Here is a 25,900-nt window from a genome sequence, read left to right as displayed (position 1 = left end):
TCTATGTATAGAAAGTTTTATAAGCATCATATATGGCTTATAGATTTGTTTTCGTAAACTTATGCGTATATTCTGAATGATATTTGTATTCTTAATTATATATCTAAATATATGTATTAGATAATATTCAATAAAAATAAAAATAATATAAAATTCAGAAAAATGGTTAATTATTCTTTTGGTGAAAAGTTCAGAAAATATTCATGAAATTAATATGAATGGCATCTGGCGGTCGTTTAAAAATATTTGCATTACTTATAAAAGTAATAATTATTTATAAGATATACAATATGTATTTTGTAGAATCTCAAAAAAGATGTGATTTTTATTACTCATAACAAAAATTAATAAGTATATTGATATGACAAGAAATATTAGTAACCATGCTATTTTTTGGCAATATTTGGGAAATATGAAGAGTTGTTAATGAACTTTATATGGGAAAAAGTCTTGTTTATATCGTAAAACTTTGATATGCTAGGCGAGTAATCAACAATATAAATTTTTCTTAAAATGAATTGAATATATTTCTTAGCTTACTATAAGAAGTATATTTTATCAGCCAGAGGAGAGAGGCGGCTTTAAGAGAGAACGAAAAATTGTATTGTGTTTGGTTAAGAATTTTAATTTAGCGAGGGTGTAAGATGAGAGAAAACAAACATTCTAAAAAATTAGCGTTTGCTGTATTAGCGGCAGCTGCAGCAGTAGGTACTGTTGTTGCTCCAGTAAGTGCAGCTTCTGTGACTACTGCAGGTGGTTTCATCTCTGCAGCTGGTAATGCTACAGCATCTCCTGCTCCAAGTAATGCTGTATCCTACGGTACTGTTGCTAATAATACAGCTACAAGCATTGCTGTAGGTCAAGGTAATACAATTTTAAGTGCTAACGGTTCTAGCAGTGCGTATGGTAACCAAAACACTATTAATGGTAACCAAGCTAATGCATTCGGCGACGGCAATACTGTAACAGGTGAATTTGCACAAGCGTTTGGTGACACTAATAATGTAACTGGTACAAATGCTATCGGTTATGGCTATGGCAATACTGTAGACGGTACAACTACAAACTTCCGTGATCGTACTTTCGATAATGAGCCTGATTCTGCAACATTGTTAAACGGTTCTTGGAATAGCAATTCTGTAGCTATTGGTTCTGAAAATACTGCACTAGGTAGTTCTGCATTGGCAGTAGGTAACAAAGCTCAAGCTAAAATGAGCGAAACAGTTGCTATCGGTCATGAAGCTCAAGCTGATAAAACTTGGGGCATCGCAATCGGTACTCGTGCACATGCTGCTGATGTACGCTCTTTAGCACTTGGTCACCAAGCAGAATCTACTGGTTACAAAGCTAATGCTATTGGTGCTGATGCTGCTGCAAATGGCAACCATGCTAATGCAATTGGTTCCTCTGCAAAAGCAACAGGCGATCATGCACAAGCATTTGGTGCTGGTGCTCAAGCAACAGGCGTACGCACTAACGTATTCGGTTCTGATGCAGCTGCAACTGCTGATTACAGCATTGCTATCGGTAATAAAGCTAAGGCATCCACTGCAAACTCCATTGCATTAGGTGCTGACTCCACTACTCGTTCTGCAACAACTGTAACTAATGCAACTGTAGCTGGTCACACTTTTGGTGGCTTCGCAGGTACTAGCCCAGTAGGTTCTGTATCTGTTGGTACTGCTGGCGGCGAACGCCAAATCCACAACGTAGCAGCTGGTAAAATTTCCGCTGATTCTACAGATGCTGTAAACGGTAGCCAATTGTACTCCGTTGCAAACGATTTACAAACTCAAATTAACAATTCTACACCAGGTGCAATCAACAATAATATTACTAACTTGAACAATCGTGTTGGTAATGTTGAAAAACGCGTTAATAAAGTAGGTGCAGGTTCTGCTGCATTGGCTGCTTTACATCCATTGGACTTCAATCCAGATGACAAATGGACAATCGCTGCTGGTTATGGTCACTACCACAATGCTAACTCCGCAGCATTAGGTGCTTTCTACCGTCCTAACGAAGATACAATGTTCTCCGTTGGTGGTACTGTAGGTACTGGCGAAACTCAATTGAACGCTGGCGTATCTCTTCGTCTTGGTAAACGTTCTCCTGAGTCCCGCTCTCGTGTAGCTATGGGCCGTGAAATTGCTGAATTGAACGCACGTCTTCAAGACATGGAAAACAAATATAACAACTTGTTACAAATTTTGACTCCACATGCAATCGATCCTAGTAAAACTGCTGAATTCCCAGACGTTCCTCGTAACCACTGGGCTTACCAATACATTAGCCAATTGGCTGGTAATGGTATCCTTGTTGGCTACCCTGATGGCACATTCAAAGGCGACGTTAAAATGACTCGTTACGAATTTGCTACTATGTTGTACCGTGCACTTCAAAATGGTGCTCCTATCGATGACAACATGAAACGTGCTATGAATGAATTCGGACCTGAATTACAAAATATTCGTCTTAACCACTTCCGTGTTGATCGTATTTCTGGTGCTGACAACGATCGTCATAAAACAGAACGTGTTCGTGTTAACAACGAACCAAAAAATCAACGTGACGTATACGGTTCCCGTATTAATCAATAATACGTTGACTTCCCCTCGAGCTCGTAAAAGTTCAAAAACAGGATGTATCCTCGTGATACATCCTGTTTTTTTGCTTGTTTTAAGATTAATGTATGTAAAACTTCATGTAATATTTATGTAAAAATATTGCAAGTTAATTCGCATAGGTGTATAATAACGTTCATGAAGTAATAAATATACAAATTTAATGAATAAAAATATAGATATGAGGGAAAGACAATGAAAGAATTTAGACAATTAACAGTAGCAGATACAGCGGAATATCATAAGGTATTAATCGATGGTTACGCAGCCATTAAAGACTATCCAATCACATTCGATGCTATCGATTTTACAGAAGAAGAATCTAAAGAGTGGATCGAAACCTATCCTGTATATGGTTTGTATATTGATGGACAACTTGTAAGTTCTATTACATTCTGTATGCCTTGGGTAAAATATTCCACACCGGATAAGTTTCCGCATATTGCTCACTTTGTAACTGCGCCTGAGTTTAAAGGTAAAGGCTATGCGCGGGAAACATTAGGCTATGCGGAAGAGTTGTTGATTAATCAATTTAAAACCCCTGCCGTTACATTAGGTACCGCACAAGAGCATCCATGGTTGCCTAACATGTATGAATCTTTTGGGTTTAAAGCCTATGATAAAGTTCATTTTAGAGGCAAACAACATACTACAATACTCTTCAAAAAGGATTTACTATAGTAAATCCTTTTTTGAAATACTAACTAAATCTTATATATGATTTCATTTAATAGTAAGTATTTTGATAATAAGATAGAAAAGTTGCACTAAATGGAGTTGATGTATAAGGTTTATTTATGTAAAAAATGCATGTTTGGGTATATAATATAAACTATACATAGTTTATCTATGAGCCATATAGGTTCATAGATGGTTTGTTGAAAGGATGTGTGACTATGTTAGTCTTATCTGGTATTTTAGTGATGGTCATCGGCCTGATGCTACGCTTTAATGCCTTGTTAGTTGTCATCGTAGCAGGTTTTGTAACGGGCCTAGCTGCTGGTCTTAGTGTCACAGATATTGTGGGCGCTATTGGCGAGGCCTTTGTTAAAAATCGTTATATGTCATTATTTATTTTGATTTTACCTGTTATAGGTGTCATGGAACGCCATGGTTTGCGTGAACGTGCTGAAATTTTAATTAGTAAAATTCATGCTGCTACTGCGGGACGTATTTTTATGATCTATTTATTGGTTCGTCAAGTAACAGTAGCATTGGGGATTGGTATGTCAGGTCTAGTAGCCATGGTCCGTCCCCTTATTGCACCGATGAGTGAAGCCGCAGTATCTCAAGGTAGACCTGTTTCTCATCGTACACTCGATAAAATTCGCGGTGTCGCTGCATCATCAGATAATACAGGCAGTTTCTTTGGTCAAAACTTGTTCCTCGCAGCAGGTGGATTGTTGCTTATTAAAGGTGTTATGGAACAATTAGGGTACACCGTGGAATTGACTGATATGGTACTGTATGGATTGCCAACAGCAATTTGTGCTTACGTAGTCAGTGTGATTCGATTCTTTATTTTTGATAAAACAATTCAATCTTATGTAGCGCAAGACGAAGCAGATATGAAAGCTGGTAAACTGGTTCCTAATGAGCTTAATATCCTTGTCACACCAGAAGAATTAAAAAAGGAGGTTGAATAATATGATGGAATTATTGTATAAAATGCAACCTTTAGATTATGTATACCTCCTCGTAGGGATTATCTTATTTGTATTTGCTATTCAATCCTTTTTGGACAAAGAGCATAAACACCGAATTGGAACAGGACTATTTTGGTTATTGTACAGTGTATCTTTTATTTTTGGTTCTTACTTATCTAAAGAAATCAATGGGTGGCTCGTTATTGCTATGGCTGTTATTGTACTAGTAAAACAACTTGGCAAAGGGGGGTATTTTGAATCTCCCATCGATTTTAAGAAGTTAGAAGCCATTCGTATTGGAAATGTTATCTTTATCCCTGCATTACTCGTTGGTATTATTACATTTATTATCGGATTCTTTACTAAGTTAGGCGCTCTTGTAGGTTTGGCTATTGCTGCTATCATTGCGATGTTCGTGGCGCTTTACATTACAAAAGCCAATGTAAAACAAGGCTTTCATGAGGGGCGTAGATTGATTGATGCAATTAGTTGGACTGCTATTTTGTCTCAATTGTTAGCTGCTCTTGGGTATTTATTCAATTTGGCCGGTGTAGGTAAAATTATTTCTGGTGCTGTTGCTAGCGTCGTACCAGCGGATAATGTATTCCTTATCGTTATAGCGTATTGTATTGGTATGGTTATCTTCACTATGATTATGGGGAACGCTTTTGCGGCCTTTGCTATGATTACAAGCGCTATTGGTGTGCCGATGCTTGTCGTGGCTCATGGCGCTAATCCTGCGGCTATTGGCGCCATTGCCATGTTGGCAGGCTATTGTGGTACGTTGATGACGCCGATGGCTGCTAATTTTAATATTGTGCCAGTGGCACTTCTTGAAATGCGCGATCAATATGGCGTTATTAAAGCACAAATTCCAATTGCTTTAGTTATGTTAACATTGAATATTTTGCTAATGTATTATTTTCTTTAGAAATTGTGTAGAGGTGTTATGATGAAAACAATTTTAATTACCGGTTTTGATCCTTTTGGTGGCGAACCTATTAATCCTGCATGGGAAGCAGTTAAAACTATGGATGGTTATACAGATGGTGATTACAAGGTCGTTACACAAATGGTACCAACAGTACGTTATACTTCTGTTGATACGGTGAAAGCAGCTGCTGAAAAGTGCCAACCAGACTTTATTCTCTGTGTGGGGCAAGCCGGTGGTCGTCCTGATATTACAGTAGAACGCGTTGCTATTAACTGTGATGATTTCCGTATTCCAGACAATGCAGGCAACCAACCTGAGGATGAACCAATCGTAGTTGATGGTCCTAGTGCGTACTTCGCTACATTGCCTATTAAAAATATTGTTAATGCATTGCACCAAGCTAGTATTCCGGCGAAAGTTTCTAATACGGCAGGTACCTTTGTATGCAATCACTTGATGTATGGCGTATGCCATTATGCTGCTCAAAAGGGCAATATCAAGGCTGGTTTTATGCATATTCCATACTTGCCATCTCAAGTGGTGGATAAACCTAATCAACCTAGCATGGCTATTGAAACTGTACGTGCTACATTGGAAACAATCGTTCATGTATTTGCTCATGGTGAAAGCTACGCCGCACAGGATATTACATATACAACACCACATGAATAATCAGTGCATATAACAGATTATATGATTGATAACTATATTTGTAGTGTTTTATATATTATAGTAATGTGTGGCGCATATAGACTCGTATATTTATATTGAGTTTTTGTATAGATGAGAGTGGGTTATCTCTATGAATAAAAAATTAGTAGCAAGCTTAGTGTCTTGTTTTGTATTAGGTTCTATTAGTGCTTATGCAGCAAATCCATTTAGCGATGTAGATCCTTCTAGTTGGGCCTATCAATCGGTAGAACAATTGGCTTCTGCTGGTATTATTAATGGCTACCTAGATGGAACTTTCAAAGGTAACAATGATATTACGCGGTACGAAATGGCCCAAATGGTAGCAAAAGCCATGGCAAATCAAGACCGTGCTAATGCAGAACAACAAGCTATGATTAATCGCTTGGCCGATGAATTTAGTAATGAACTTAACACATTGGGCGTGCGTGTAGCAAAATTAGAAAACCAAGTAGGGAATGTAAAAGTAACAGGTAATTACCGATTGCGTTATCGTGGTAGTGAATTAAAAAATGATGCATATGCCTATGGTACTCATTCTTCTTTTGATTACCGGGCACGTGTAATCTTTAATGCAAAGGTTAATGATAAAACTGATGTGGTTATTCGTGTACAAGGTTCTGGTGAGCTCGGCAATAGCAGTGCTCCTACACAAGGTAAAATTAACCTTGCTTACGTAGACCATCATTTTGGCAAAAATACGACATTGCGCATAGGTCGTCAATTATATACGCCTGCATTAGGCCTTATGTATGATGATCTTATCGATGGGGCACGACTCATGTACAAACATGGCAAGTTAGATGTATCCGCTAGTTATGGTTACTGGTGGGGTGGTGCAGGTACGTACCAAAATAAGGAAAACACTATCTCTGCAGCTATGTTAGAAGTGAAGGGCAAACTTAATAAACATGTAACTCTTGGCGGTATGTATGGTCGATTCCATAATGGTAAATTGTACCAAGGTCAAAATATTGATGCGGTTACTGGGAAACAAGTTAAATCCTTTATCGATTCTCCATATAAAAATATCTGGGGCCTTAACGCGAATATGAACTTTAACCGTTGGAATGTATTCGGCGAATGGCTTACAGCGCCAGGTGTATCCAACTCCCAAGCATGGATGACTAGCCTTGGCTATGGTAACTATGACATTAAGAAAGCTCATACTTATAGCGTACGTGGTCAATATTACTATCAAGAAGGAAACTCTCCAATCTTTAGTAGTGCCTTTGCTCCTGCATATAGCTTCTACAATCAACATTATGTAGATACTAAGGGTGTAGCTCATGTACGTAATGGGTTCAAAGGTTTCGTAGCTAATGTAAACTACGTACCGTTCCAAAATGTATCGATTGGTGCATACTATGGATTTGCAAATAAGGATATGGATGGTAACCACTTAGGTGATTACTGGCGTACAGACGTGAACTTTATGTTCTAATATATGTTGTTTGCATAACATATAATCGTTATATACTATATAGTAGTTATATAACGTATAATCTAAATAAAGCTCGAGTTATATCTAAAAAAGATGTGGCTCAAGCTTTATTTAGATTATCTTTAGACTGGTTCGCGACGTAGTCGCGAATCATTAAACCACCCGCTATGCGGGGACGGCAACGAAAGTTATACAAAAAAATTACCTTGCTTAAGTATAATGTAGGTGTTCAAGCCACATTATATGCAAAAGAAAGGTGATTTTATATGGCAACAAAGACACAGAGCCTTGCGTACACAAAATGGTTATGCAAATACCACATTGCCTTTCTGACATGACAGGGTCATTTTTCCAACTAAATTCATCAATTACTATTTCTTTTAGAGATTCTTTTATCACTAAAGCAATCTCTTATGATGTGTGATTTCCCAAAATAATAAGATGAAATCCTGTTTGATATCCGAATGGAGAAAAATCTATTACTCCAATGATACGATCTCTAATAAGAAGTGTTCAATAGTATGAATTCCTCTTCTCGGAATAGCACTTTGATTAGGTTAAACAAGTCTTACATCAAAATTATTAATAGAATCTCCTTTCTCTCCAATTTGTGTATCAATTTTGCGAACATATGGAGCACGAACTTTAGTATGATCTAATTTGAAACTTTCTACTTTTGCCATTTAATCCCCTCATGTATTAGGTATACTTTTATTAACAAAAATTAACGAAAATATTATCAATATTCCACCTATTACTAAACCTAGCGTAAAACGATCGTGCAGACCAATCATTGAAAAAATTGTAGAGAATAGTGGAACTAAGAATAAAAAACTACTTGCACTAGTAGCACCTCCTTGTTTTAGGCTATGAAACCACAGCCAAAAGGAGCCGATAGATGCTGGCAAAATTAACCAAATAAAGCAAAACCAACCAGTTGTATCAATCTGTGTCAAATTATAATGCTCATGTAGAAATGTCGAAATTATAAACATTCCTATACCACCTATAAGAAGTTGCCATCCTGTAAACACCCATGAACCTTGATCAAAAGGAACTCGCTTAGTAATGACCGTATTAATAGACCAGCAAAATGAACCAAGAAGTGCAAAAAAAGCACCTACGCTAAATGCTGTTTTATCTAGCCCTAAACATAGAATTACTCCTGTAATTCCTAAAAATAATGATAAAATTTTCCATTTATTAAGCTTGTCGTTTAAAAGAAAAGGTGCCAAAATTGCTAACCACAGAGGATTAGTAAATAAAATAATTGAGGACATTGAGGAAGATAAACCCTTAGACATTGCAAGATTTAAAAACCCCATAGTACCAATTGTCTGTAAAATTCCTATAATGGTTACTAGAAGAAAACCGCTGGTTATTTTGCCATTACTTTTAGGTATAACTTTAGATACTCCTTCAGTAAAAAGAGTAAGTAATAACATTAAAATACCCGCGCTAATAAATCTCCAACTTCCAATCAGAAAAGGCGGGGCATGGTTTAGTGAAATTAAATACTTGCCCGTTGGAAATGATGACCCCATAAAAATAGTTGTTAGAGTAATACTAAGCAAAAACGAAACTCTTGAGGACTTTTTAAAATTCAATTTTATCATCCTTCCTTTCTTTACAAGGTATTTATAAAGAGTTATAATATGAAAAAAATATAGTCTCTAATAGAGATATTAAATATCTCTATTAGAGACTATATAACTTTTTGTAGGAGGATGTCAACATGAAACTATCATCTGGTTGGGAACAATCAGTATATGTTCTTTTAATATTATCTCAGTTACCAGATAACAAAACAATAAACTCTCAAGCATTAAGCTTGCGATTAGGAACCTCACATTCATATTTAAAAAAAATAATAAAACTTCTAGTAAATGAGGGGTTAATCACTTCTATTCCTGGAAAATATGGTGGTTTTTCATTAGCAAAGTCTCTGGAGGAGATAAGTTTTTATGATGTTTTTATTGCTATTGAAGGACGAGGAAAAATCTTTGCTAATCAACAGCTATTAAAAAAATTTTTAGGTGAAAACGAAGGGAAAAAAGCACAAAAATGTGCAATTACTGATTCACTTGATATTATCGAAAATACCTTAGTCACTACACTCTCTTCAATTTCCTTAGCTCAGGTTTTCAATCAAGTAAGTTCAAATTATAATTTAGATGAACTAAGAGAATGGGTAAAAAATAATGTGTAACGCAAATAGACAAAATCGTGTTCTCATCTTAGGAACTTTAGCTATGATAATGACTTTTATGAGTTGGTCAAGTTTGGTGTACTAATTAATAATATTAATTTGGTTGTCAGCATGAGTCAAAGGCAACAAAAGTTTTAGTTGCTTTTCCAGTTTTACTAGGATCATTGTTCCGGATATCAATTGGGTACCTAAGTGATAGGTATGGAGGTAAAAGAATTTATATCATCCTATTTCTATTAACTTTACTTCCTCTATTAACTTTATTTTTTATCTTTCTGTATTTTCATCCCACCTACTCAATACTATTAATTTTATCAACGTTTATCGGTATATCTGGAGCCTCCTTCTCAGTCTCCACCTCATACGTGAGTAGCTATTTTTCTGAGAAAGAACAATGGATAATTTTAGGAATTGTTGGGTTTGGTAATGTTGAAAATGCCATAGGAGCTGTCTTCTTACCAGCTATTGCCCAATTTTTTTATTCAGTAGCAGCTGCATTTCTTTTCTTAATAGTAATAACATTAGTTTTCTTAATTTTATTTATAGCCTTAGCAGATGAAACAGATCCACATCAAATTAAAAGCATAAGAAAACCTGGTATACTCCCCATATAGTAGACAGTGAAAAACAAAAATTCACTAGAAACTATAAGGGGAGTTTCCAAGCGTTTCGTTGTATCGTATTGCTACAAGTGAAAGTCTTTGCGTTGCCACTATTTACTAATCAATTCTTTAACACTATGAAGAGTACAAGTATTGTATTCGTCATTACGGTAATTGAATTGTTCGGTGCTGCAAAGTTATATACAGAGGAAAATTCATAGTATTTTGAGGCCTACGGTGTGGTGGCCGGTCTATTTTGGGTGATGGGGATTGTCTTTGAATTTATCTTCCATCGTTTAGAAGTCTATGCAAGCAAGTATAAACGATGGAATGTATTATGATAGATATTAAACAAGTTCACAAATCCTTTGGGAACCGTGAAATTTTAAAGGGGATCGATCTACATGTACCAATGGGTTCTGTAATGGTTATCCTTGGTCCATTCGGCAGTGGTAAGACGACGTTCCTTTGAACATTGAATTTCCTTAAAAAGGCTGATGCAGGGACGAGGCAATTAAATGATATTTCTGTAGACCTACATAAAGCGTCTAATAAGGGAATCTTAAATGTACGCCGCAATACATCCATGGTGTTCCAGTCTTATTATTTATTCTCTAACAAGAATGTTATTGTAAATATCATGGAAGGCCTTGTAACAGTTAAGAAGATGAAAAAATCTGAAGCTCGTCAGAATGCCCAACGTTTGCTCAAGGAAGTAGGCATGGAAGGCTATGATGATTACTATCCTGTACAACCTTCCGGTGGTCAACAACAACGTATCGGCATCGCTCGTGCCCTTGCGATGGACCCAGAGGTTATCCTCTTTGACGAACCTACATCAGCCCTCAATCCAGAGTTGGTAGGTGAAGTATTGGCCGTTATCCGCAAGATCGCTAAAGAGTTAGAAGCAACCATGATTATCGTAACGCATGAAATTGGCTTTGCGAAAGAAGTAGCAGACTAAGTAGTATTCATGTAAGGCAACGTCATCGTAGAACAAGGTGATCCTAAAGTGGTCCTAGAACATCCAAAAGAGGAGCGTACTCGTAAATTCTTGAGTCGTTACCTTACACTCGACAGCGACTTGCCTCTTGATAGCGTAGCACTGTAATGTATAGATGATACTAGAATGATAAAAATAGCGGCCTAATACTTGATGCGTTAGGTCACTTTAAATAAAGTATTTAAACGAGGTACATAATGAAAGGAATTAGACAATTAACTGTAGATGATGCGGCTGAGTACCATAAGGTATTGATTGCAGGGTATGCAGAGAATAAGAACTACCCTATATCCTTTGATGCTATCAACTTTAGTCAAGAAGAGTCTCGCGCATGGATCTTGAAATATCCTGTATTTGGTCTGTATGTAGATGGCTCTTTGGTATGCTCTATTTCATTCCGCATGCCTTGGATACCAAAGGCTACACCGGATGTATATCCGCACATTGCGCACTTTGTAACAGCCCCTGAACATAAGGGAAAAGGCTACGATTGAGAAGTGTTAGCCAAAGCAGAAGATTTATTGCGTAATGTATATAAAACACCAGCCGTAACCCTTGGTACCGCTGCAGAACATCTGTGGCTTGCCAAAATGTATGAAGGCTTTGCCTTTAAAGAATATAAGCGGAAACAACTGCCTGGTAAGGTACATATCACCATATTTTTCAAAAAATACTGTAGTTACCAGGATTATTGCGTTTTCAAAGATTCTTGGAACAAGTGCAAAAATAAAAAGAGTCGCATCAAAGGATGCGACTCTTTTTTGTACCCAGTTTCTATTTACAATTATTTTGTAACAACTTTAAGATCTACAGGGATTTTAGCTTCTACAGTTTCGCCTTTGATAATCTTTTGAGCTGTATCAATAGCAATTTTACCCATTTGATCTGGTTGTTGAGCAATTGTTGCAGCTAATGTACCGTCTTGAACGGCTTTTTCTGCATCAGCAGTGCCGTCAAAGCCTACGATGAAGATGGTTTTGCCTGCAGATTTAGCTGCTTGGATAGCACCCAATGCCATTTCGTCATTATGAGCGAAGATAGCTTGTACATCAGGGTTAGCTTGTAAGATATTAGTTGCTACGTTCAAACCTTTTGTACGGTCGAATTCAGCACTTTGTTTTGCTACTACTGTTAAGTTTTTATCAGCGATATTATGGAAACCTTGGCCACGTTCACGAGTTGCGGAAGCACCAGGGATACCTTCGATTTCAGCTACTTTCGCAGCTTTGCCAACTTTATCAGCGATAAGTTGAGCTGCCATTTCGCCGCCTTTTACGTTATCAGAAGCAATGTGAGCAACGACTTTGCCTTTATCAGCAGAGCGGTCAACAGTGATTACAGGAATGTTTTTAGCATTTGCTGCTTCTACAGAAGTAGAGATAGCTGCAGAGTCTACAGGGTTGATGATCAATACGGAAACACCGCTTTCAATTAAGTCGGAAATATCGTTTGCTTGTTTTGCAGGGTCGTTTTGAGCATCAACGATTTTAACTTTAAGACCAAGCGCTTTAGCTTGAGCTTCAACGCCTTCTTTCATAGATACGAAGAATGGGTTGTTCAATGTGGAAACAGAGAAGCCGATGGTGCCGGATTTTTTGTCGCCGCCGTTATCAGCGCTTTTACCACAGCCTGCTACAAGACCGATAACCATAACGGCCATCGCCAACAGTAACAATAGTTTTTTCATAGGAACCTCCTAGGCTTTCTTACGGTCTGCAAGAACAGCTAGTAAAATAACAATACCTTTTACAACTTGTTGATAGAAACTGGAAACGTCGAGAATATTTAACCCGTTGTTGAGGGTACCAATAATTAGGGCACCAATTAATGTGCCAACGATATGACCACGACCACCAGCAAGGCTTGTACCGCCGAGAACTACCGCTGCGATAGCGTCAAGTTCGTAGCCTGCACCTGCTGTAGGTTGTGCAGAGTTAAGACGAGAAGTGATGATTGCACCGGCAATACCACAGAGCATACCAGTCAAGGCATACACGAAGATTTTAATGCGGTCAATCTTGATACCAGCAATGTAACTAACCTTTTCACTACCACCTACGGCATATGTTTTACGGCCTAAGGATGTGCGGCTCAATACGAACCAGAGGATGATGAAAGCAAGGAACATTGTGATGGCTGGAACTGGAAGGCCTGCAATATCCCCTTGGCCAAAGCCGTGGAATAGAGGATCTTGTGTAAGACCAGAGATTGGGTTACCGTCGGTGAATACCAAAGTGGCACCACGGTAGATTGTCATGGTTGCCAAGGTAGCAATAAATGGAGCTACACGGCCATAGGTGATAACGAGACCGTTAATACCGCCCAATACAAGACCAGCACCTGCAGCCAACACAATAGCGAACACAGGGTCAGTACCGGTTACGATGAGATTGGCCATCACTGCACTAGAGAGGGCAAGGATGGAACCAACGGATAAGTCGATACCGCCCGTTAAGATGACGAAGGTCATACCAAAGGCGATGATCGCATTGATGGATACTTGGCGTAACAAGTTACGCAAGTTAGAGAATTCAAGGAAACTGTCGTTCATGACAGAGATAATTACAAATAATAGGATGAGGCCGATGAGGGGGCCTAATTTTTTTACATATTGCAGAGCTTTGCTGTCCATTATTGTCCTCCTGTGGCTAATGTCATAATCGATTCTGGTGTTGCATCGCAGCGGTCCAAGATGCCTGCTACGCGGCCTTCATGAATGACCATAACGCGGTCGCTCATGCCTAGCACTTCAGGTAACTCAGAGGACACCATGATAATGGACACACCATCATTCGTTAATTCGTTCATTAAATCATAAATATCACGTTTCGCGCCGATATCGATACCGCGTGTTGGTTCGTCCATGATGATAATGGATGGCTTTTTACCAACCCATTTCGCGATAACCACCTTTTGTTGGTTACCACCGGATAGGGACGATGCCGGTTCGTGAATAGATTGTGTTTTAACGCCTAGCTTTTTAGACAATTCGTCAGCAAAGGAATTGAGCTTGCCCTTATCCAGTACATGAGATGGACAAATTTCGCTAAGGTTCGGCAATGTAATATTGGAACCGATGGAGAAATCGAGGATCAAGCCTTCGCTCTTTCTATTTTCTGTAATGAAAGCAATGCCAGCTTTGATGGCATCTTCTGGTTTTTTACAGTTCAGAACAGAGCCGTTAACTGTTACGGTACCGCCATTATGTTTATCTACACCAAAGATGGCGCGCATGATTTCTGTACGGCCCGCGCCCATAAGGCCTGCTACGCCGAGGATTTCACCTTTGCGCAAGGAGAAGGAAATGTCGTTGTCGAAACCTTCTGGTTTGAGGTTATCGACGCTCATCACAACTTCGCCAGGTATTGTAGTACGAGCAGGGTAGAACTCGTCGATAGAACGACCTACCATGTGGCGTACCACTTCATCTACAGAAATCTCAGCAGTTGGTTTTGTAATAATGGTGTGACCATCACGCATAACCGTTATAGTATCGCATTCGCTAAATACCTCTTCCATACGGTGAGAAATATATACGATAGCCACGCCGCGGGCTTTCATTTTGCGCATCATTTTGAACAATGTCGCCGTTTCACGCTCTGTGAGGGCTGCTGTCGGTTCGTCCATGATGACAACCTTGGCATCTAACATCAAGATACGAAGGATTTCCGTCATCTGTTGGTGACCGACGGAGCAAAGGCCTGCTTCTGTTGTGAGCGGCAATTCGATGCCTAGTTCACGGCATGTATTTTCTGCCTCAGCGAGCATCGCCTTTTTATCGAGCATACCGAATTTATTGCGCTTCGGTCTCATTAAATATAGATTTTCTAACAAGGTTAGATTTGGCCAAATGTTGAGCTCTTGGTGGATGAAAGCCACACCGTTTAGCTCGGCCTCTCTCGGGTTCGGGAAGGTACGCTCTACGCCGTCGATGGTGATTTTACCAGCGTCTGCCTTGTGAATACCCGTAAGGATATTCATGAGGGTAGACTTGCCGGCGCCGTTTTCACCCATCAAGGCATGAACCTCGCCCTCCTTGAGGGTAATACTTACATCGCGTAGTACTTGGTTCGTACCAAATGCCTTTGCAATGCCTGACATAACAATTTCCATAACTACTCCTATATGACTTGTGAAAGTATCTCTAATGTATGTAATAGATTTGAGGGTCAGTTAATCTATTGCTCTAGGGACGATCGCTGAAAATACAATCGGCGCGTAAGATAATGTTCGCATACGGAGATGCTTCACCAGTTCTAATAATGCATTTGCATTGTTTTGTTGCTTCTTTGAAAGCTTCATGGCTTGTTTCAATCCATTCGTATTGATTGGATGGGAAGGTAGACTCCAAGAAGTCGTAAACTTTAGGATTATTTTCCTTAATTTCCTTTGCCACATGAACTGCTTCGGATTTCATATGCTTAGCGATGATGGATACCACTTGTTCAAAGCTTGGTACACCAAAATCCAAAGCTAAGTCAATTTTCTGAACCCCTTCAGGTACTGGCAATCCACAGTCGGAGATACAAATCGTATCTGTATGACCAAGATCTGCAAGAACCTTAGCTATATGGCTATTTAAAATGCCGTGTCGTTGCATACATAACTCCTTATTTATTCAATAGTTAATTCTTTGCCAAGAATGCAGCAACTTCGTCCTTCGTTGGCATACCGCCTTGGGCTCCTAAGCGTTGGATGGAGAGGGCCGCAGCTGCATTGCCGTAGTGTAACGCGTCAGCTAAGCTTTTACCATTGACGATAGCTGTTGCAAAGGCACCGTTGAAGGTATCGCCTGCGCCTGTTGTATCTACTGGTTCAACCTTGAAGCCAGATACGGTGTGGATTTCACCGTTATCGGCGTAGCCTACACCTTTACTGCCAAGAGTAACGATGATTTTGTTTTCGTTTGCCAATAATGTTTTCTCTGTCGATTGGTCAGGGTAGAGGGCAGACAATTCATGCTCGTTTGGCGTAATATAGGTCGCCAATTCTAACCACTCTGGATTTAGATCCGCCGCTGGAGCTGGATTTAAGAGGACTTTCACATTAGACTCGTGACAACGACGAACGATATATTCGATAGTTGGAATAGGAATCTCATTTTGCACCATTACAAGATCTGCTTGCTCGATAGTAGACCAAGCGTTATCTACTACGGACTGGTCTACCTTAGCATTAGCGCCTGCAATCACGATGATGCTATTATCGCCCTCAGCCAATGTGATGTGGGCTGTACCAGTTGTAGTATCTGGAACCGTAACGATGTAGTCTGTATTGATATGATTTTCCTTTAGGTTATCCATAATCATTTGGCCGTACGCATCTTCGCCGATGCAACCTACCATAGTAACCTCTGCACCTAGACGAGCAGCAGCTACCGCTTGGTTCGCACCTTTACCGCCATGAGCGATGTGCAACTCGTTGCCCATGATTGTTTCGCCTGCCGCCGGACGTTTATCTGCGAGGACGACAATATCCATGTTGCAACTGCCAATAACAACAATACGATTCATAATAACTCCTTAATAAGTTTCAGCTCCTAGTGGGGCTAGAAATGGATATCATTAATTCTTATACATAAAAATACAAGATTTTATTCCGCAAAATGTATATAGACATGTAATCGCTAACCGCATAGGCGATTGCATTCACATATCTATTAGTATAACTTAATCATTTATTAGTATAGCCCAAATACAGAAGTTTATCTATATAAATAACTATAAAATATGGGTATAAGAAAAGGTATACCCAAAACCTGTGTTATATGAGTAAAAATGTACTCTTTTGATTTTGGATATACCTTATTATTTAAGAATTAATATAATTATATATTAGTGAAAGCTTGGTTTGTCGTAGTGTGTGCCTGGTTCGCCAATACCGATGCTTGCGCGATGGAATGGAGTTTCATCATCTACATGCAAGATGTCGAAGATGGCTTTTACTACAGCTTCTCGTGTAACTTGGGCATCGTTAAATTGAACGCCTTCAGGAATGAGCTCGTAATTTGTATTTTCTGGATCATTATAGAGCCATGTGAGGCGCAAGATTGTGTAGTTTAAATTGGACTCGCGCAACACATTGCGTGCTTGACGTTCGCCTTGGACATAGCTAATCGGTAAGCTGTCGAAGGTCCACTTTTCAAGAGCTGCAGGGAATTCACCAGAAAGACCAGCCATAGAAAGACCTATAACACGGCGTACATTTTTACGGCTCAATGCTTTCACAATAGCCGCCATATCACTGCCAGATTCCATAGCGCCTACAAATACGATCTCTGCATTTGTTACAGCTTCTTCTAGTTTAGCAGGGTTTTGGAAGGAACCCTCGATGACAGTAACTCGTTCATGCTCTAAAATTTCTGAATGTAAACGAGTACTCAATTGGCGACCATATAATGTAAGGTGCATATCTGTATATGTTAATAATGTAGCAGTCAACTTTTGTGCAATTTGGCCTGCGGCCCCTAAAATTGTAATATATTTGTACATATAGACCTCCTATGTCCTAGGCATAAGTATTTATATGCATTATATCACAACTATATGACGAGAAAGTGAGAATAACAATTTAATTAATAGCTAGAATTTCTTTTGTTGTTCTTAGTTGCGCAAATCGATTTCTCCAAATTTTCTCTTTGTAAAAGGATAAGATTTGATTGGCAGATAGATGGATGTTGTCAAAGGTTGAGATAGCATCTTCGACGATGGTGATTTTATAACCATATTCAAAGCCTACTTTCACAGATGTATCAATGCAAAATTCCACTTGCATTCCTACAAATGTTAAATCGGTAATACTTTTGCTATCTAAATACTCCTTTAATCCACTATCTTTGAAGATGCTATTGTAATATTTGTTGAAAATCTTTTCGTTTTTTTGAGGCTTTAATTCATGATAGACTTGCCAATTATCGCTACCTGTTGCTAATAAACCTTCATCTTCAGAATGTCTTATAAAAATGACTTCTATATTTTGATCTCTGAAATTTTTAATTAAGGCTTTTGTATTAGCGATAAGATTTTTCGCATCGTAAGGGTTTTCGTTAACTAAGCCTTCTTGTATATCGATTACGATTAATGCTTGTGCCATGATGTATTTCCTTTATTAAAAATAAATTATATGTATTATAAGTATGTAATTAGAATTTATTATATTAGTTATTAAATTATTACAAGTATCTATGCATATTATATAACAAGAAAAAGAAGAAAGCCGTATCATATATGTTGATAGTAATTTTAAGAAGTGTTGTAAAATTTGATGTTGAATTTATATGATAATTTAACTACAATAATGATAAGATATTAGAAAGATGAGTGTTATATCACTAAAGTATTCTGGAGGTGATAGTATGCCGAATATAAAACCTATTTCAGATTTACGTAATTATTCTGAAGTTTTACGTGATGTTACTATAGATAGTCCCGTATTCTTAACTAAAAATGGTAGAGGTAGATATGCAATTATGGATATTCAAGATTATGAACGTGTAATGGCTACTATAAAACTTATGGGGGCTTTAGAGACAGGTCGTAAATCTGGTGAAGAACTAGGCTGGATTTCATCAGAGCAACTAAAGAGTGAATTGGGGATTTAATTATGAATAATCAAATTAGCTATGCACCAAAAGCACTATCGTTAATAGATGGTGCTTTTTATCATATGATAAAGATACTATTTATTAATAGTATCTTGGCTTTAACAAATTCTCGAAGGATGTTACAATAGACACTATATATTCATTTTTAGAAAAGAGGCTATTATGGAACGGATTCAAGATCTTGTGTACACGCATGTGCAGGGTGGCCAGTTTAGATGGGTTACTGTCAGCACATTGATGCTCGCATTGGGCACGATATTGCATTTGGTGAGCCCTAGTGTGGCTGGGGTAACGCCGAACTGGACGATTGCTACGTACTGCGTAGCTATTTTATTGACTCGTCCTAGTTTGAGTCAAACCTTGGGGATTGGCCTTGTAGCGGCCCTCATCAATGTTTTGACATCTAAGTCAGCATTCCCTTACGGTAACTTGTTGTCAGAGCCAGGCGGTGCGTTGACGGCAGCTCTCGTGACACGCGCTATGTTGGTCGTGAAGTTCCGTAAAATCGGTGGCTTTGATTTAACGCCAATCCTATCTGGCTTCTTAGCGACTGTTGTATCTGGCGGTATTTTCGTTACCATCTTGTGGAAAGTATTGGGCCTACCAGACAATGTATATATGTATGGTATGTGGCCGATGGTTCTTATTGTAGGCGCTTTGAACGGTGCCATTACGCCAATCCTGTACATTCCGGCGCAACGTTTATTCTCCAAACGTGGCATGTTGCCAAGTACAGATCAATTGACATCTGACCATAGCCATATGACGATTTTGCCTGAGCGCCAAGCTAAAATCTCTATTGAACACGTAAATTACTACCATCCTAAGGCGACGACACCGTCTCTTGAAAACATCAATCTCGACGTACATGATGGTGACTTCCTCGTTGTGACTGGTCCTGCTGGTTGTGGTAAAAGTACCCTTTGCATGGCTATGGTAGGAGCTGTGCCTAAATTCTACGGCGGTCGTCTAGAAGGCATGGTCTTTGTAGATGGCAAAGCGACTACACAAATGGAAATTCCAGAGCTTGCAAACCACATCGGTGTTGTTCTTGCCGATTACGATACGCAACTCGTAACGATGACCGTTCGTGAAGAGGTAGCCTTTGCTATGGAAAACCGCGGTTATGATCGTGAAACCATCAAAGTTCGTTCTGAAGAGGTGTTTAAGCAAGTTGGTCTCGTAGGCTTAGAGGACCGTAAAATTACAAGTTTATCTGGTGGTCAACGCCAACGTTTAGCTATCGCTTCTGTGTTGGCTACGAACCCAACTGTTCTTGTCCTTGATGAACCAACAAGCTCCCTTGACCCAGATGGGACTGCAGAATTATATCGTCTCGTAGGTGATTTAAATCAAAAACACGGTATTACTGTTGTCGTTATCGATCATGATTTACATGCTGTATTGCCGTATGCAAACCGCATGGCTCTTATGGTTGATGGCTCCGTTGCATGTGATGCGGATGTACCAACTACGCTTCGTTATATGTACGAACACAATATTCACGTAGATGCGTTGCCATCTGTGTTCACAACGTACATGGAACTTGAACAAGCCGGTTTCCATAGTGATGAACCTTGGCTCAGCATCGAGTCTGCGATCAAGGGCTTACACCAAATTGAAATGGCTCACGCTATTCAACATGAGGTGCATGGTGAAAGCAGCTCTACAGCAAATCAAACAAATACAGTAGAAAATAAACAACCAATTCAACGCGTTGATGATGTACAAGGAAAGGACGGTGGCGCTCATGCTTAAGGTTGAAAATATCCGCTTTGGTTATGTGCCATCCGTAGACATCTTCCGCGATGTGACTTTCACCATCGAAGGCGGCGAATATATCGCTATCGGTGGCCGCAATGGTTGTGGTAAAACGACCATTACTCGATTGCTCGTAGGCCTTGAAAAGGCGAGCGACGGTCGCATGTACTACAATGGCACAGAGATTACATCCATGCCGCCGTCTAAACGTGGTCAATTTATTGGGTATGTATTCCAACAACCAGATCGCCAAATGTTCAGACCAACAGTAGCCACAGAGGTTGCCTTCGGTCCTGAATCACTAGGTCGCACTAAATCCGAAGTAAAACAAATCGTTGATGAAGTGTTGGAACGTACAGGTATTGCTCACTTACGTGAAGCCTATCCTCCAACATTGCGCCGCGGCGAAAAACAACGTGTTGCTATCGCTTCTGCATTAGCAATGCAATCTAAAATCCTCATCCTCGACGAACCAACAAGTGGTCAAGATGGGAAGGAAACTAAAGAGTTGTTAGCACTATTGCGTCAGCTTAATCAAGAAGGTATTACGATCCTTCTTATTACACATGATATGGAAATCATGGCTAGCGAATGTAGCCGTGCACTCATCATGGGTAACCAAACCGTTGCCTTTGATGGTAGTCCGGAAGAATTATTCAAGAAGTCTACGGATGAATTGCAAGACCTAGGCCTTACAAAACCGCCAAGTGTGGAACTTTCACTAGCGGTACCATCCCTCGGTTATTGCAAATCCATGGATGAATTGAAATCTAAGTTAGTGGCTCAGTTGGGCAGAAAATAGGAGGGACATATGGAACGTTTAGTACCGTTAACAAAAATCTTGATGACCCTCGCTGTATCCGTGTGGGCCATTCTATTGCGCGACTGGGCATCATTATTGGCGTTAGTCGTTGTAGAACTGGGTGTATTGTTTGTAGCTGGTTTGCTATTTAAACAACACAAAGCCGTATTGGCATTGACTAGCTTTGCTGTATTCCTTGGGGTTATCCAATTCCTTGGTAGCGGCGATGTAATATCTGCCATCGTATCTGGCTTGCGTATGCTTGCCATGACGCTTGTGTTTATCTGCCTGTTGGCAACTACAAAATTGCAAGACCTTACAGCAGCGCTCGTAACACAATGCAAGATTCCTTATGAATATGCATTTATGTTCACCGCAGCACTACGCTTTGTACCTGATTTCATTGCTGAAAGCCATGCTGTACAAGAGGCGCAAGCGTGCCGTGGTTTATCCTTAGAAGGCAACTTCTTGAAGCGCATGAAATCTTACGCATCTGTGATCCAACCATTGCTTTTAAAATCCTTGGGCCGCTCCGAAACAATGGCGCTGTCCCTAGAACTACGCGGCTTTGGTGGTCCTACTCATAGCTTTGCTGCATCCGTAGGCTTGAAAACTGTGGACTACGGCGTGATTGGTGCATTGATTGCTATTACAGTACTACTATTCGTAATTGTGTAATAGATAGAATTGGATAAATTCATAGTGTTAATTGTGTTATAATTAATTTGAAGAGTATGGGGTATCTTAATTGGTACACCTAAAAAGACACCTAGAAAGGGCGAAATTTCTAGGTGTCTTTTGATTATCTTTTGGAAATTTATTTATGGTATACTACTGATAGGTAGTAAAGCGTACAAAATATTACGTACAATATAACAAAAAGGACGAGTTGCAGCTCGTCCTTTTTGTTGCGTATTTTCTTTATGTATTGATACAGCGATAAGTTATATTTGGGCTAGTTTGTTAGGAGGATTTTATGCCTTTTTGAGTATATAAGTAAAATAAGAGCTTTTTACTTATATATACTTCAAAATGCATAAACTGAGTGGTAAAAAACGTTGTTTTTACCACTCAGTTTTGTTATATTGGGTGTATAAAGGTAAAATTTACAATTTTTACATTTTAATGGATTGTGAAAGGTGAAAAGCTATGTCATATGAACCTTTATATAAAGTGTTTTATAAATGCGAAGAGAAGTGGCAAGAGCTTCTTGATGCACGATATGCATCTGAAAATACGCAACATTTAAATATATCAATAGCACAAATCAATAGAAAAAAGAGTTTTCCTGCTTTTTTTATGTATCATAAGGATATTCTTGATGTAATGATCCAATTGGAGCGGAAACATTCAGCTTTTTTAAATCTATTAAAGCAAGTTCCGTTAATTATGCACCCTCACTTACTAAACACATTCTTGGTAGAAGAAATCAAGGCTAGTAATGATATTGAAGGTGTTCATAGTAGTAGAAGAGAGATTCAAGAGGCTATTGATACAAATATTACTGAGGTAAAAAGGTTTAGTAGTATTGTTTCAAAATATAGAGATATATTAAATGCATCAGGGAAGAAAGAATTCTATATAAATGAAGATATTAGGGCTCTATATGATGAGTTAGTATCAAATGAAATTGAAGAGAAAAATAAACTAGATGGAGCGATTTTTAGACGCGACCCTGTTTCAGTTTATGATGGTTATGATAGAGAGATTCATATAGGAACTACGCCGGAATCACAAATCATCAAACTTATGACCGTAGCGCTAGAATTTTTGAATAATGATGAGATACAATTACCAATTCGTGTAGCGGTATTTCATTATATGTTTGGTTACATTCATCCTTTTTATGATGGTAATGGTCGTGTGAATAGGTATATTTCTTCTTCGTATTTATCAAAGGTGTTTCATCCATTGGTAGCCTTGCGTTTGTCCGCTTTAATAAAGGCTAATCGTTCTAAATATTATAAAAGCTTTATTAATACTACGTCAGAACGCAACGGAGGGGATTTGACGCCTTTTATTATTCAGTTTCTAACCTTTTTAGTTGATACAGTTGATAATTTAAGTGAATTGCTTAATACACGGTTAGAACGATTACGTAACGCCTGTGATCAATTAGATCAGTTTTTTATCAACCAAGGAATTACAGATGAACTGGTTCAAGATATATATTATATCTTGTTACAGACATCTTTATTTGCGATTGGACCAGGAGTTACTAGAGAAGAATTATGGAAAAATTTAGGTAAGAGTAAAAAGACCGTGTATGAACGTATTAAACATATACCACGTGAACATCTTAAAGTTCAAAAAGTGGGTAAAACAGAGCATTTTAAGTTAAAGAAATCTATATTGAGTTCTATTCAGTAATCTATGAAAGAAGAGTTACTATGAATAATTTAAATATTCGTCGTGCTAGAGTTGATGATGTACCGCCTTGTTTAGATATTTATAATTACGAGGTCATAAACGGTGTGGCTACTCTTGATCTTGAACTCCGTACGTTGCCAGAATGGCAGGAGTGGTTTGCGGCGCATCAAACGGTGGAGCACTGCATTTTTGTAGGGATTATGGACGATGTTGTGGTAGGCTATGCATCGCTTTCACCATATAGAACGAAGGATGCTTTCAAAAGTACTGTCGAATTATCTATCTACATTCATCAAGGGTATCGCGGCAAAGGCGTGGCATCTAAATTGATGGCCCATATATTAGAACATGCGAAAGAAACGGAAACATTACATACGGTAGTGTCTGTCATTACGGCGGGAAATGCGGCAAGTACAGCGTTACATGAACGGTTTGGATTTACCTATTGTGGTCTAACACCGCAAGTTGGTTTCAAACAGGGTAAATATCAGGATACCGAAACATACGCATTATTGGTATAATAAAACGTAGATATTAAATTAAAGACTAAATGTACAGATGATAGATAAGGGTTCGCCGTGGGGTAGGGCGAATAGGGTGATTGAATGAACATGAAAGATGAACGACAGTTCGTTGGCTATAGCAAGTATCGCAGCCGACTTGTGGACGGTCATGTACATACAGAATTGTGTCCACATGGTAGTGGGGACCGAACTGCATTGATGATTGAAAAGGCCATCGAGTTGCGCATTGAAAAAGTATGCCTTACAGAGCACGCGCCGTTGCCAAAGGCTTTTGCAGCTGAATACGGTGGTGACCAAAAAGCTTATGACACAGCATCTTTGAAATTGAACCAAGTAGATACCTACTTAGAATTAGGTCGTCAACTACAACGTGCTTATGGCACACATATCGACATCTCCCTTGGCTTTGAAGTGGATTACATTCCAGGTTTTGAGGCAGATATTCAAGAGTTCCTCGATCGCTATGGTCCGTTGACGGACGATAATATTTTGTCCGTTCACTTTATGGAAGGCGTGAATAATGCCTATTACTGCTTAGACTACAGCCCTGAAGAATTTGAAAAGGGCTTTGGTCCATGGATTCAAAAGCAATATGAGTTATATTACAAATATTATTCTACTGTGCGTCAAGCCGTGCGTGCTGACCTCGGTGAATATACGCCAAAACGTATTGGCCATTTTGATTTGATTAAGAAATACCAACACCACTTTGGCTTTGAACATCATTTAGATCGTCGTAATGCGCAGGTGGTAAGCGATATTTTACATATTATGCGCGTACAAGGGCGCGAACTAGACTATAACATGAGTGGCTTCTTCAAACCAGACTGCCGTGAAATGTACCCAAGCCGCTTCATCCAAGGCATGGCTGCTGTCATTGGGGTGCCATTTGTTTTGGGCTCTGATGCACATAGCATAGCAGACATAGAACGAATTTGGGGCTAGATTGATGAGAAAATTGTTATTTTATCTGATTATTTTGATTACTCTAATAACAGCTTTTGTAGCTTATATGTTTTATCATGAACCATCATCAGATGAGCTGGTTGACCGTAGTGTAGTTTTAGAGTTTGGGCCTAAGAATGAAATTTATATTAGCAAATTTGGTAGCCAATTTATTGTATCTGATACTAGTTTCTCTAACTCTAAATTTCCTTATTTCTTTGATGCCTTTGTAGAGAAAGATAAGGCTGGCAGCTCGTATCTATACTTATTATGTAAGGATAATATGATTGTCTTTGATAATAATATGAATTGTATTCTATTCTTCTCCAAACAAAACCAAGAGTCCAAAGCTTTATTAAATCATGTAAAGAAATATTATCATTTTGATGCAAGTAAAACGAAGTATAAGATTGAAGACTTAGATGAAGTTGATAGGTCTATATATCTATCGTTACAAAGTCAAAATTAATTCTTAATTATATGTATTTAACTATACTTATAAAAGGATGTAAGCCATAGGCGTAGTGTCTTTATATTAATAATGTGAAATCATAACGGTTCTATTGACAATTCTATAGAACCGTTATATTATAATTTCATACTTTAGCTAGATAAAGCGATAAAATATAAAAGTATCGATATAGGTAAAATTTTTCCCATAGTAAATTGTAGCGAAATATAACTTATATAAAATAGTGTGTATTGGGCTTTCACAGGTATGAGAAATGAAATGATAGAAAGGA

General features: G+C 38.6%; 24 protein-coding genes and 3 pseudogenes. 18 read left to right on the top strand and 9 right to left on the bottom strand.

Features of this window, described 5'->3' with window-relative positions; genetic code table 11:
- Positions 1-644: 644 nt before the first annotated feature.
- The 6 genes from RWP19_RS01210 (at position 645) to RWP19_RS01185 (ending at position 7,338) form a co-directional block, all read left to right on the top strand.
- Positions 645-2,600 carry an S-layer homology domain-containing protein gene (locus RWP19_RS01210; protein WP_314356158.1) on the top strand — a complete coding sequence of 652 codons (1,956 nt, stop codon included), beginning with the start codon at positions 645-647 and terminating at the stop codon, positions 2,598-2,600.
- A 219-nt stretch (positions 2,601-2,819) separates the two neighbouring features.
- A complete protein-coding gene (locus tag RWP19_RS01205) occupies positions 2,820-3,305 on the top strand; it encodes a GNAT family N-acetyltransferase (protein WP_314356156.1) in 486 nt (161 codons plus the stop codon).
- 215 nt (positions 3,306-3,520) lie between these two features.
- Entirely contained in the window at positions 3,521-4,270 is a 750-nt protein-coding gene (locus tag RWP19_RS01200; RefSeq protein ID WP_314356155.1) for a DUF969 domain-containing protein, read from the top strand.
- 1 nt (position 4,271) lies between these two features.
- Positions 4,272-5,201 (top strand): DUF979 domain-containing protein, encoded by a 930-nt coding sequence (locus RWP19_RS01195; protein ID WP_295991176.1) that lies wholly within the window; start codon positions 4,272-4,274, stop codon positions 5,199-5,201.
- Positions 5,202-5,222: 21 nt separating this feature from the next.
- A complete protein-coding gene (pcp, locus tag RWP19_RS01190; RefSeq protein ID WP_314356183.1) occupies positions 5,223-5,876 on the top strand; it encodes a pyroglutamyl-peptidase I in 654 nt (217 codons plus the stop codon).
- A gap of 130 nt (positions 5,877-6,006) precedes the next feature.
- Complete coding sequence (locus RWP19_RS01185) at positions 6,007-7,338, top strand: S-layer homology domain-containing protein (protein ID WP_314356154.1); 1,332 nt, start codon at positions 6,007-6,009, stop codon at positions 7,336-7,338.
- Between the two features lie 557 nt (positions 7,339-7,895).
- Here RWP19_RS01185 and RWP19_RS01180 read toward each other — a convergent pair.
- Together RWP19_RS01180 and RWP19_RS01175 are read right to left on the bottom strand one after the other, a co-directional pair.
- Positions 7,896-8,021: an S-ribosylhomocysteine lyase gene (locus RWP19_RS01180; protein WP_314356152.1), complete on the bottom strand. Its 126-nt coding sequence runs from the start codon at positions 8,019-8,021 to the stop codon at positions 7,896-7,898.
- Between the two features lie 9 nt (positions 8,022-8,030).
- Positions 8,031-8,945 (bottom strand): EamA family transporter, encoded by a 915-nt coding sequence (locus tag RWP19_RS01175; protein WP_314356151.1) that lies wholly within the window; start codon positions 8,943-8,945, stop codon positions 8,031-8,033.
- Positions 8,946-9,073: 128 nt separating this feature from the next.
- Here RWP19_RS01175 and RWP19_RS01170 point away from each other — a divergent pair, with 128 nt between their 5' ends.
- The 4 genes and pseudogenes from RWP19_RS01170 to RWP19_RS01160 form a co-directional block, all read left to right on the top strand.
- Positions 9,074-9,547 (top strand): Rrf2 family transcriptional regulator, encoded by a 474-nt coding sequence (locus tag RWP19_RS01170; RefSeq protein ID WP_314356150.1) that lies wholly within the window; start codon positions 9,074-9,076, stop codon positions 9,545-9,547.
- 146 nt (positions 9,548-9,693) lie between these two features.
- A pseudogene (locus RWP19_RS09430) lies at positions 9,694-10,161 on the top strand (MFS transporter); the annotation flags it as partial.
- Positions 10,162-10,486: 325 nt separating this feature from the next.
- Positions 10,487-11,260: pseudogene (locus RWP19_RS01165) on the top strand (amino acid ABC transporter ATP-binding protein).
- Positions 11,261-11,349: 89 nt separating this feature from the next.
- Positions 11,350-11,823 (top strand): annotated as a pseudogene (locus RWP19_RS01160) (GNAT family N-acetyltransferase); the annotation flags it as partial.
- Between the two features lie 113 nt (positions 11,824-11,936).
- Here the strand turns inward: RWP19_RS01160 and rbsB are convergent.
- From rbsB to RWP19_RS01125, 7 genes are all read right to left on the bottom strand, one after another.
- Positions 11,937-12,839 carry a ribose ABC transporter substrate-binding protein RbsB gene (rbsB, locus tag RWP19_RS01155; protein ID WP_314356148.1) on the bottom strand — a complete coding sequence of 301 codons (903 nt, stop codon included), beginning with the start codon at positions 12,837-12,839 and terminating at the stop codon, positions 11,937-11,939.
- A gap of 9 nt (positions 12,840-12,848) precedes the next feature.
- Positions 12,849-13,784, bottom strand: a complete 936-nt coding sequence (locus tag RWP19_RS01150) for an ABC transporter permease subunit (RefSeq protein WP_314356147.1) — start codon at positions 13,782-13,784, stop codon at positions 12,849-12,851.
- The gene (locus RWP19_RS01145) at positions 13,784-15,265 is read right to left on the bottom strand and encodes a sugar ABC transporter ATP-binding protein (RefSeq protein WP_314356146.1); all 1,482 of its coding nucleotides are present in this window, start codon (positions 15,263-15,265) and stop codon (positions 13,784-13,786) included. Before RWP19_RS01145 ends, RWP19_RS01150 begins: the two co-directional genes overlap by 1 nt.
- 73 nt (positions 15,266-15,338) lie before the next feature.
- Positions 15,339-15,752 (bottom strand): D-ribose pyranase, encoded by a 414-nt coding sequence (gene rbsD / locus RWP19_RS01140; protein WP_314356145.1) that lies wholly within the window; start codon positions 15,750-15,752, stop codon positions 15,339-15,341.
- 25 nt (positions 15,753-15,777) lie between these two features.
- A complete protein-coding gene (gene rbsK, locus RWP19_RS01135) occupies positions 15,778-16,665 on the bottom strand; it encodes a ribokinase (RefSeq protein ID WP_314356144.1) in 888 nt (295 codons plus the stop codon).
- 321 nt (positions 16,666-16,986) lie between these two features.
- Positions 16,987-17,643, bottom strand: coding sequence for an NAD(P)H-binding protein (locus RWP19_RS01130; RefSeq protein WP_314356142.1), 657 nt, complete (start codon positions 17,641-17,643; stop codon positions 16,987-16,989).
- 79 nt (positions 17,644-17,722) lie between these two features.
- Positions 17,723-18,244 carry a cysteine hydrolase family protein gene (locus tag RWP19_RS01125; protein WP_314356140.1) on the bottom strand — a complete coding sequence of 174 codons (522 nt, stop codon included), beginning with the start codon at positions 18,242-18,244 and terminating at the stop codon, positions 17,723-17,725.
- A 262-nt stretch (positions 18,245-18,506) separates the two neighbouring features.
- Between RWP19_RS01125 and RWP19_RS01120 the strand changes: the two genes are divergently transcribed.
- The 8 genes from RWP19_RS01120 to RWP19_RS01085 all read left to right on the top strand — a co-directional run bounded on the left by RWP19_RS01120 (position 18,507) and on the right by RWP19_RS01085 (position 25,626).
- The gene (locus RWP19_RS01120) at positions 18,507-18,752 is read left to right on the top strand and encodes a type II toxin-antitoxin system prevent-host-death family antitoxin (protein ID WP_314356139.1); all 246 of its coding nucleotides are present in this window, start codon (positions 18,507-18,509) and stop codon (positions 18,750-18,752) included.
- Positions 18,753-18,917: 165 nt separating this feature from the next.
- Positions 18,918-20,513, top strand: a complete 1,596-nt coding sequence (locus RWP19_RS01115; protein ID WP_314356138.1) for a tryptophan transporter — start codon at positions 18,918-18,920, stop codon at positions 20,511-20,513.
- A complete protein-coding gene (locus tag RWP19_RS01110) occupies positions 20,506-21,318 on the top strand; it encodes an ABC transporter ATP-binding protein (protein WP_314356137.1) in 813 nt (270 codons plus the stop codon). Before RWP19_RS01115 ends, RWP19_RS01110 begins: the two co-directional genes overlap by 8 nt.
- 9 nt (positions 21,319-21,327) lie before the next feature.
- Complete coding sequence (locus RWP19_RS01105) at positions 21,328-21,996, top strand: energy-coupling factor transporter transmembrane component T (protein ID WP_314356136.1); 669 nt, start codon at positions 21,328-21,330, stop codon at positions 21,994-21,996.
- Between the two features lie 471 nt (positions 21,997-22,467).
- Positions 22,468-23,688, top strand: a complete 1,221-nt coding sequence (locus tag RWP19_RS01100; RefSeq protein WP_314356135.1) for a Fic family protein — start codon at positions 22,468-22,470, stop codon at positions 23,686-23,688.
- Positions 23,689-23,708: 20 nt separating this feature from the next.
- A complete protein-coding gene (locus RWP19_RS01095) occupies positions 23,709-24,209 on the top strand; it encodes a GNAT family N-acetyltransferase (RefSeq protein WP_314356134.1) in 501 nt (166 codons plus the stop codon).
- 84 nt (positions 24,210-24,293) lie between these two features.
- The gene (hisJ, locus tag RWP19_RS01090; protein WP_314356132.1) at positions 24,294-25,157 is read left to right on the top strand and encodes a histidinol-phosphatase HisJ; all 864 of its coding nucleotides are present in this window, start codon (positions 24,294-24,296) and stop codon (positions 25,155-25,157) included.
- Positions 25,158-25,224: 67 nt separating this feature from the next.
- Positions 25,225-25,626 (top strand): hypothetical protein, encoded by a 402-nt coding sequence (locus tag RWP19_RS01085; protein WP_314356131.1) that lies wholly within the window; start codon positions 25,225-25,227, stop codon positions 25,624-25,626.
- Positions 25,627-25,900 lie beyond the last annotated feature (274 nt).

This window comes from uncultured Veillonella sp. (assembly GCF_963522475.1).
In the GTDB taxonomy this organism is placed as follows: Bacteria; Bacillota; Negativicutes; order Veillonellales; family Veillonellaceae; genus Veillonella.
Note: the sequence above shows the minus strand (reverse complement) of the source record. Positions and strands in the feature narration are given on the sequence as shown.

Coding starts and splice junctions, on each gene's coding strand:
- RWP19_RS01210 (WP_314356158.1), top strand. CDS start 645: ATGAGAGAAAACAAACATTCTAAAAAATTAGCGTTTGCTGTATTAGCG.
- RWP19_RS01205 (WP_314356156.1), top strand. CDS start 2,820: ATGAAAGAATTTAGACAATTAACAGTAGCAGATACAGCGGAATATCAT.
- RWP19_RS01200 (WP_314356155.1), top strand. CDS start 3,521: ATGTTAGTCTTATCTGGTATTTTAGTGATGGTCATCGGCCTGATGCTA.
- RWP19_RS01195 (WP_295991176.1), top strand. CDS start 4,272: ATGATGGAATTATTGTATAAAATGCAACCTTTAGATTATGTATACCTC.
- pcp (WP_314356183.1), top strand. CDS start 5,223: ATGAAAACAATTTTAATTACCGGTTTTGATCCTTTTGGTGGCGAACCT.
- RWP19_RS01185 (WP_314356154.1), top strand. CDS start 6,007: ATGAATAAAAAATTAGTAGCAAGCTTAGTGTCTTGTTTTGTATTAGGT.
- RWP19_RS01180 (WP_314356152.1), bottom strand. CDS start 8,021: ATGGCAAAAGTAGAAAGTTTCAAATTAGATCATACTAAAGTTCGTGCT.
- RWP19_RS01170 (WP_314356150.1), top strand. CDS start 9,074: ATGAAACTATCATCTGGTTGGGAACAATCAGTATATGTTCTTTTAATA.
- rbsB (WP_314356148.1), bottom strand. CDS start 12,839: ATGAAAAAACTATTGTTACTGTTGGCGATGGCCGTTATGGTTATCGGT.
- RWP19_RS01150 (WP_314356147.1), bottom strand. CDS start 13,784: ATGGACAGCAAAGCTCTGCAATATGTAAAAAAATTAGGCCCCCTCATC.
- RWP19_RS01145 (WP_314356146.1), bottom strand. CDS start 15,265: ATGGAAATTGTTATGTCAGGCATTGCAAAGGCATTTGGTACGAACCAA.
- rbsD (WP_314356145.1), bottom strand. CDS start 15,752: ATGCAACGACACGGCATTTTAAATAGCCATATAGCTAAGGTTCTTGCA.
- rbsK (WP_314356144.1), bottom strand. CDS start 16,665: ATGAATCGTATTGTTGTTATTGGCAGTTGCAACATGGATATTGTCGTC.
- RWP19_RS01130 (WP_314356142.1), bottom strand. CDS start 17,643: ATGTACAAATATATTACAATTTTAGGGGCCGCAGGCCAAATTGCACAA.
- RWP19_RS01125 (WP_314356140.1), bottom strand. CDS start 18,244: ATGGCACAAGCATTAATCGTAATCGATATACAAGAAGGCTTAGTTAAC.
- RWP19_RS01120 (WP_314356139.1), top strand. CDS start 18,507: ATGCCGAATATAAAACCTATTTCAGATTTACGTAATTATTCTGAAGTT.
- RWP19_RS01115 (WP_314356138.1), top strand. CDS start 18,918: ATGGAACGGATTCAAGATCTTGTGTACACGCATGTGCAGGGTGGCCAG.
- RWP19_RS01110 (WP_314356137.1), top strand. CDS start 20,506: ATGCTTAAGGTTGAAAATATCCGCTTTGGTTATGTGCCATCCGTAGAC.
- RWP19_RS01105 (WP_314356136.1), top strand. CDS start 21,328: ATGGAACGTTTAGTACCGTTAACAAAAATCTTGATGACCCTCGCTGTA.
- RWP19_RS01100 (WP_314356135.1), top strand. CDS start 22,468: ATGTCATATGAACCTTTATATAAAGTGTTTTATAAATGCGAAGAGAAG.
- RWP19_RS01095 (WP_314356134.1), top strand. CDS start 23,709: ATGAATAATTTAAATATTCGTCGTGCTAGAGTTGATGATGTACCGCCT.
- hisJ (WP_314356132.1), top strand. CDS start 24,294: ATGAACATGAAAGATGAACGACAGTTCGTTGGCTATAGCAAGTATCGC.
- RWP19_RS01085 (WP_314356131.1), top strand. CDS start 25,225: ATGTTTTATCATGAACCATCATCAGATGAGCTGGTTGACCGTAGTGTA.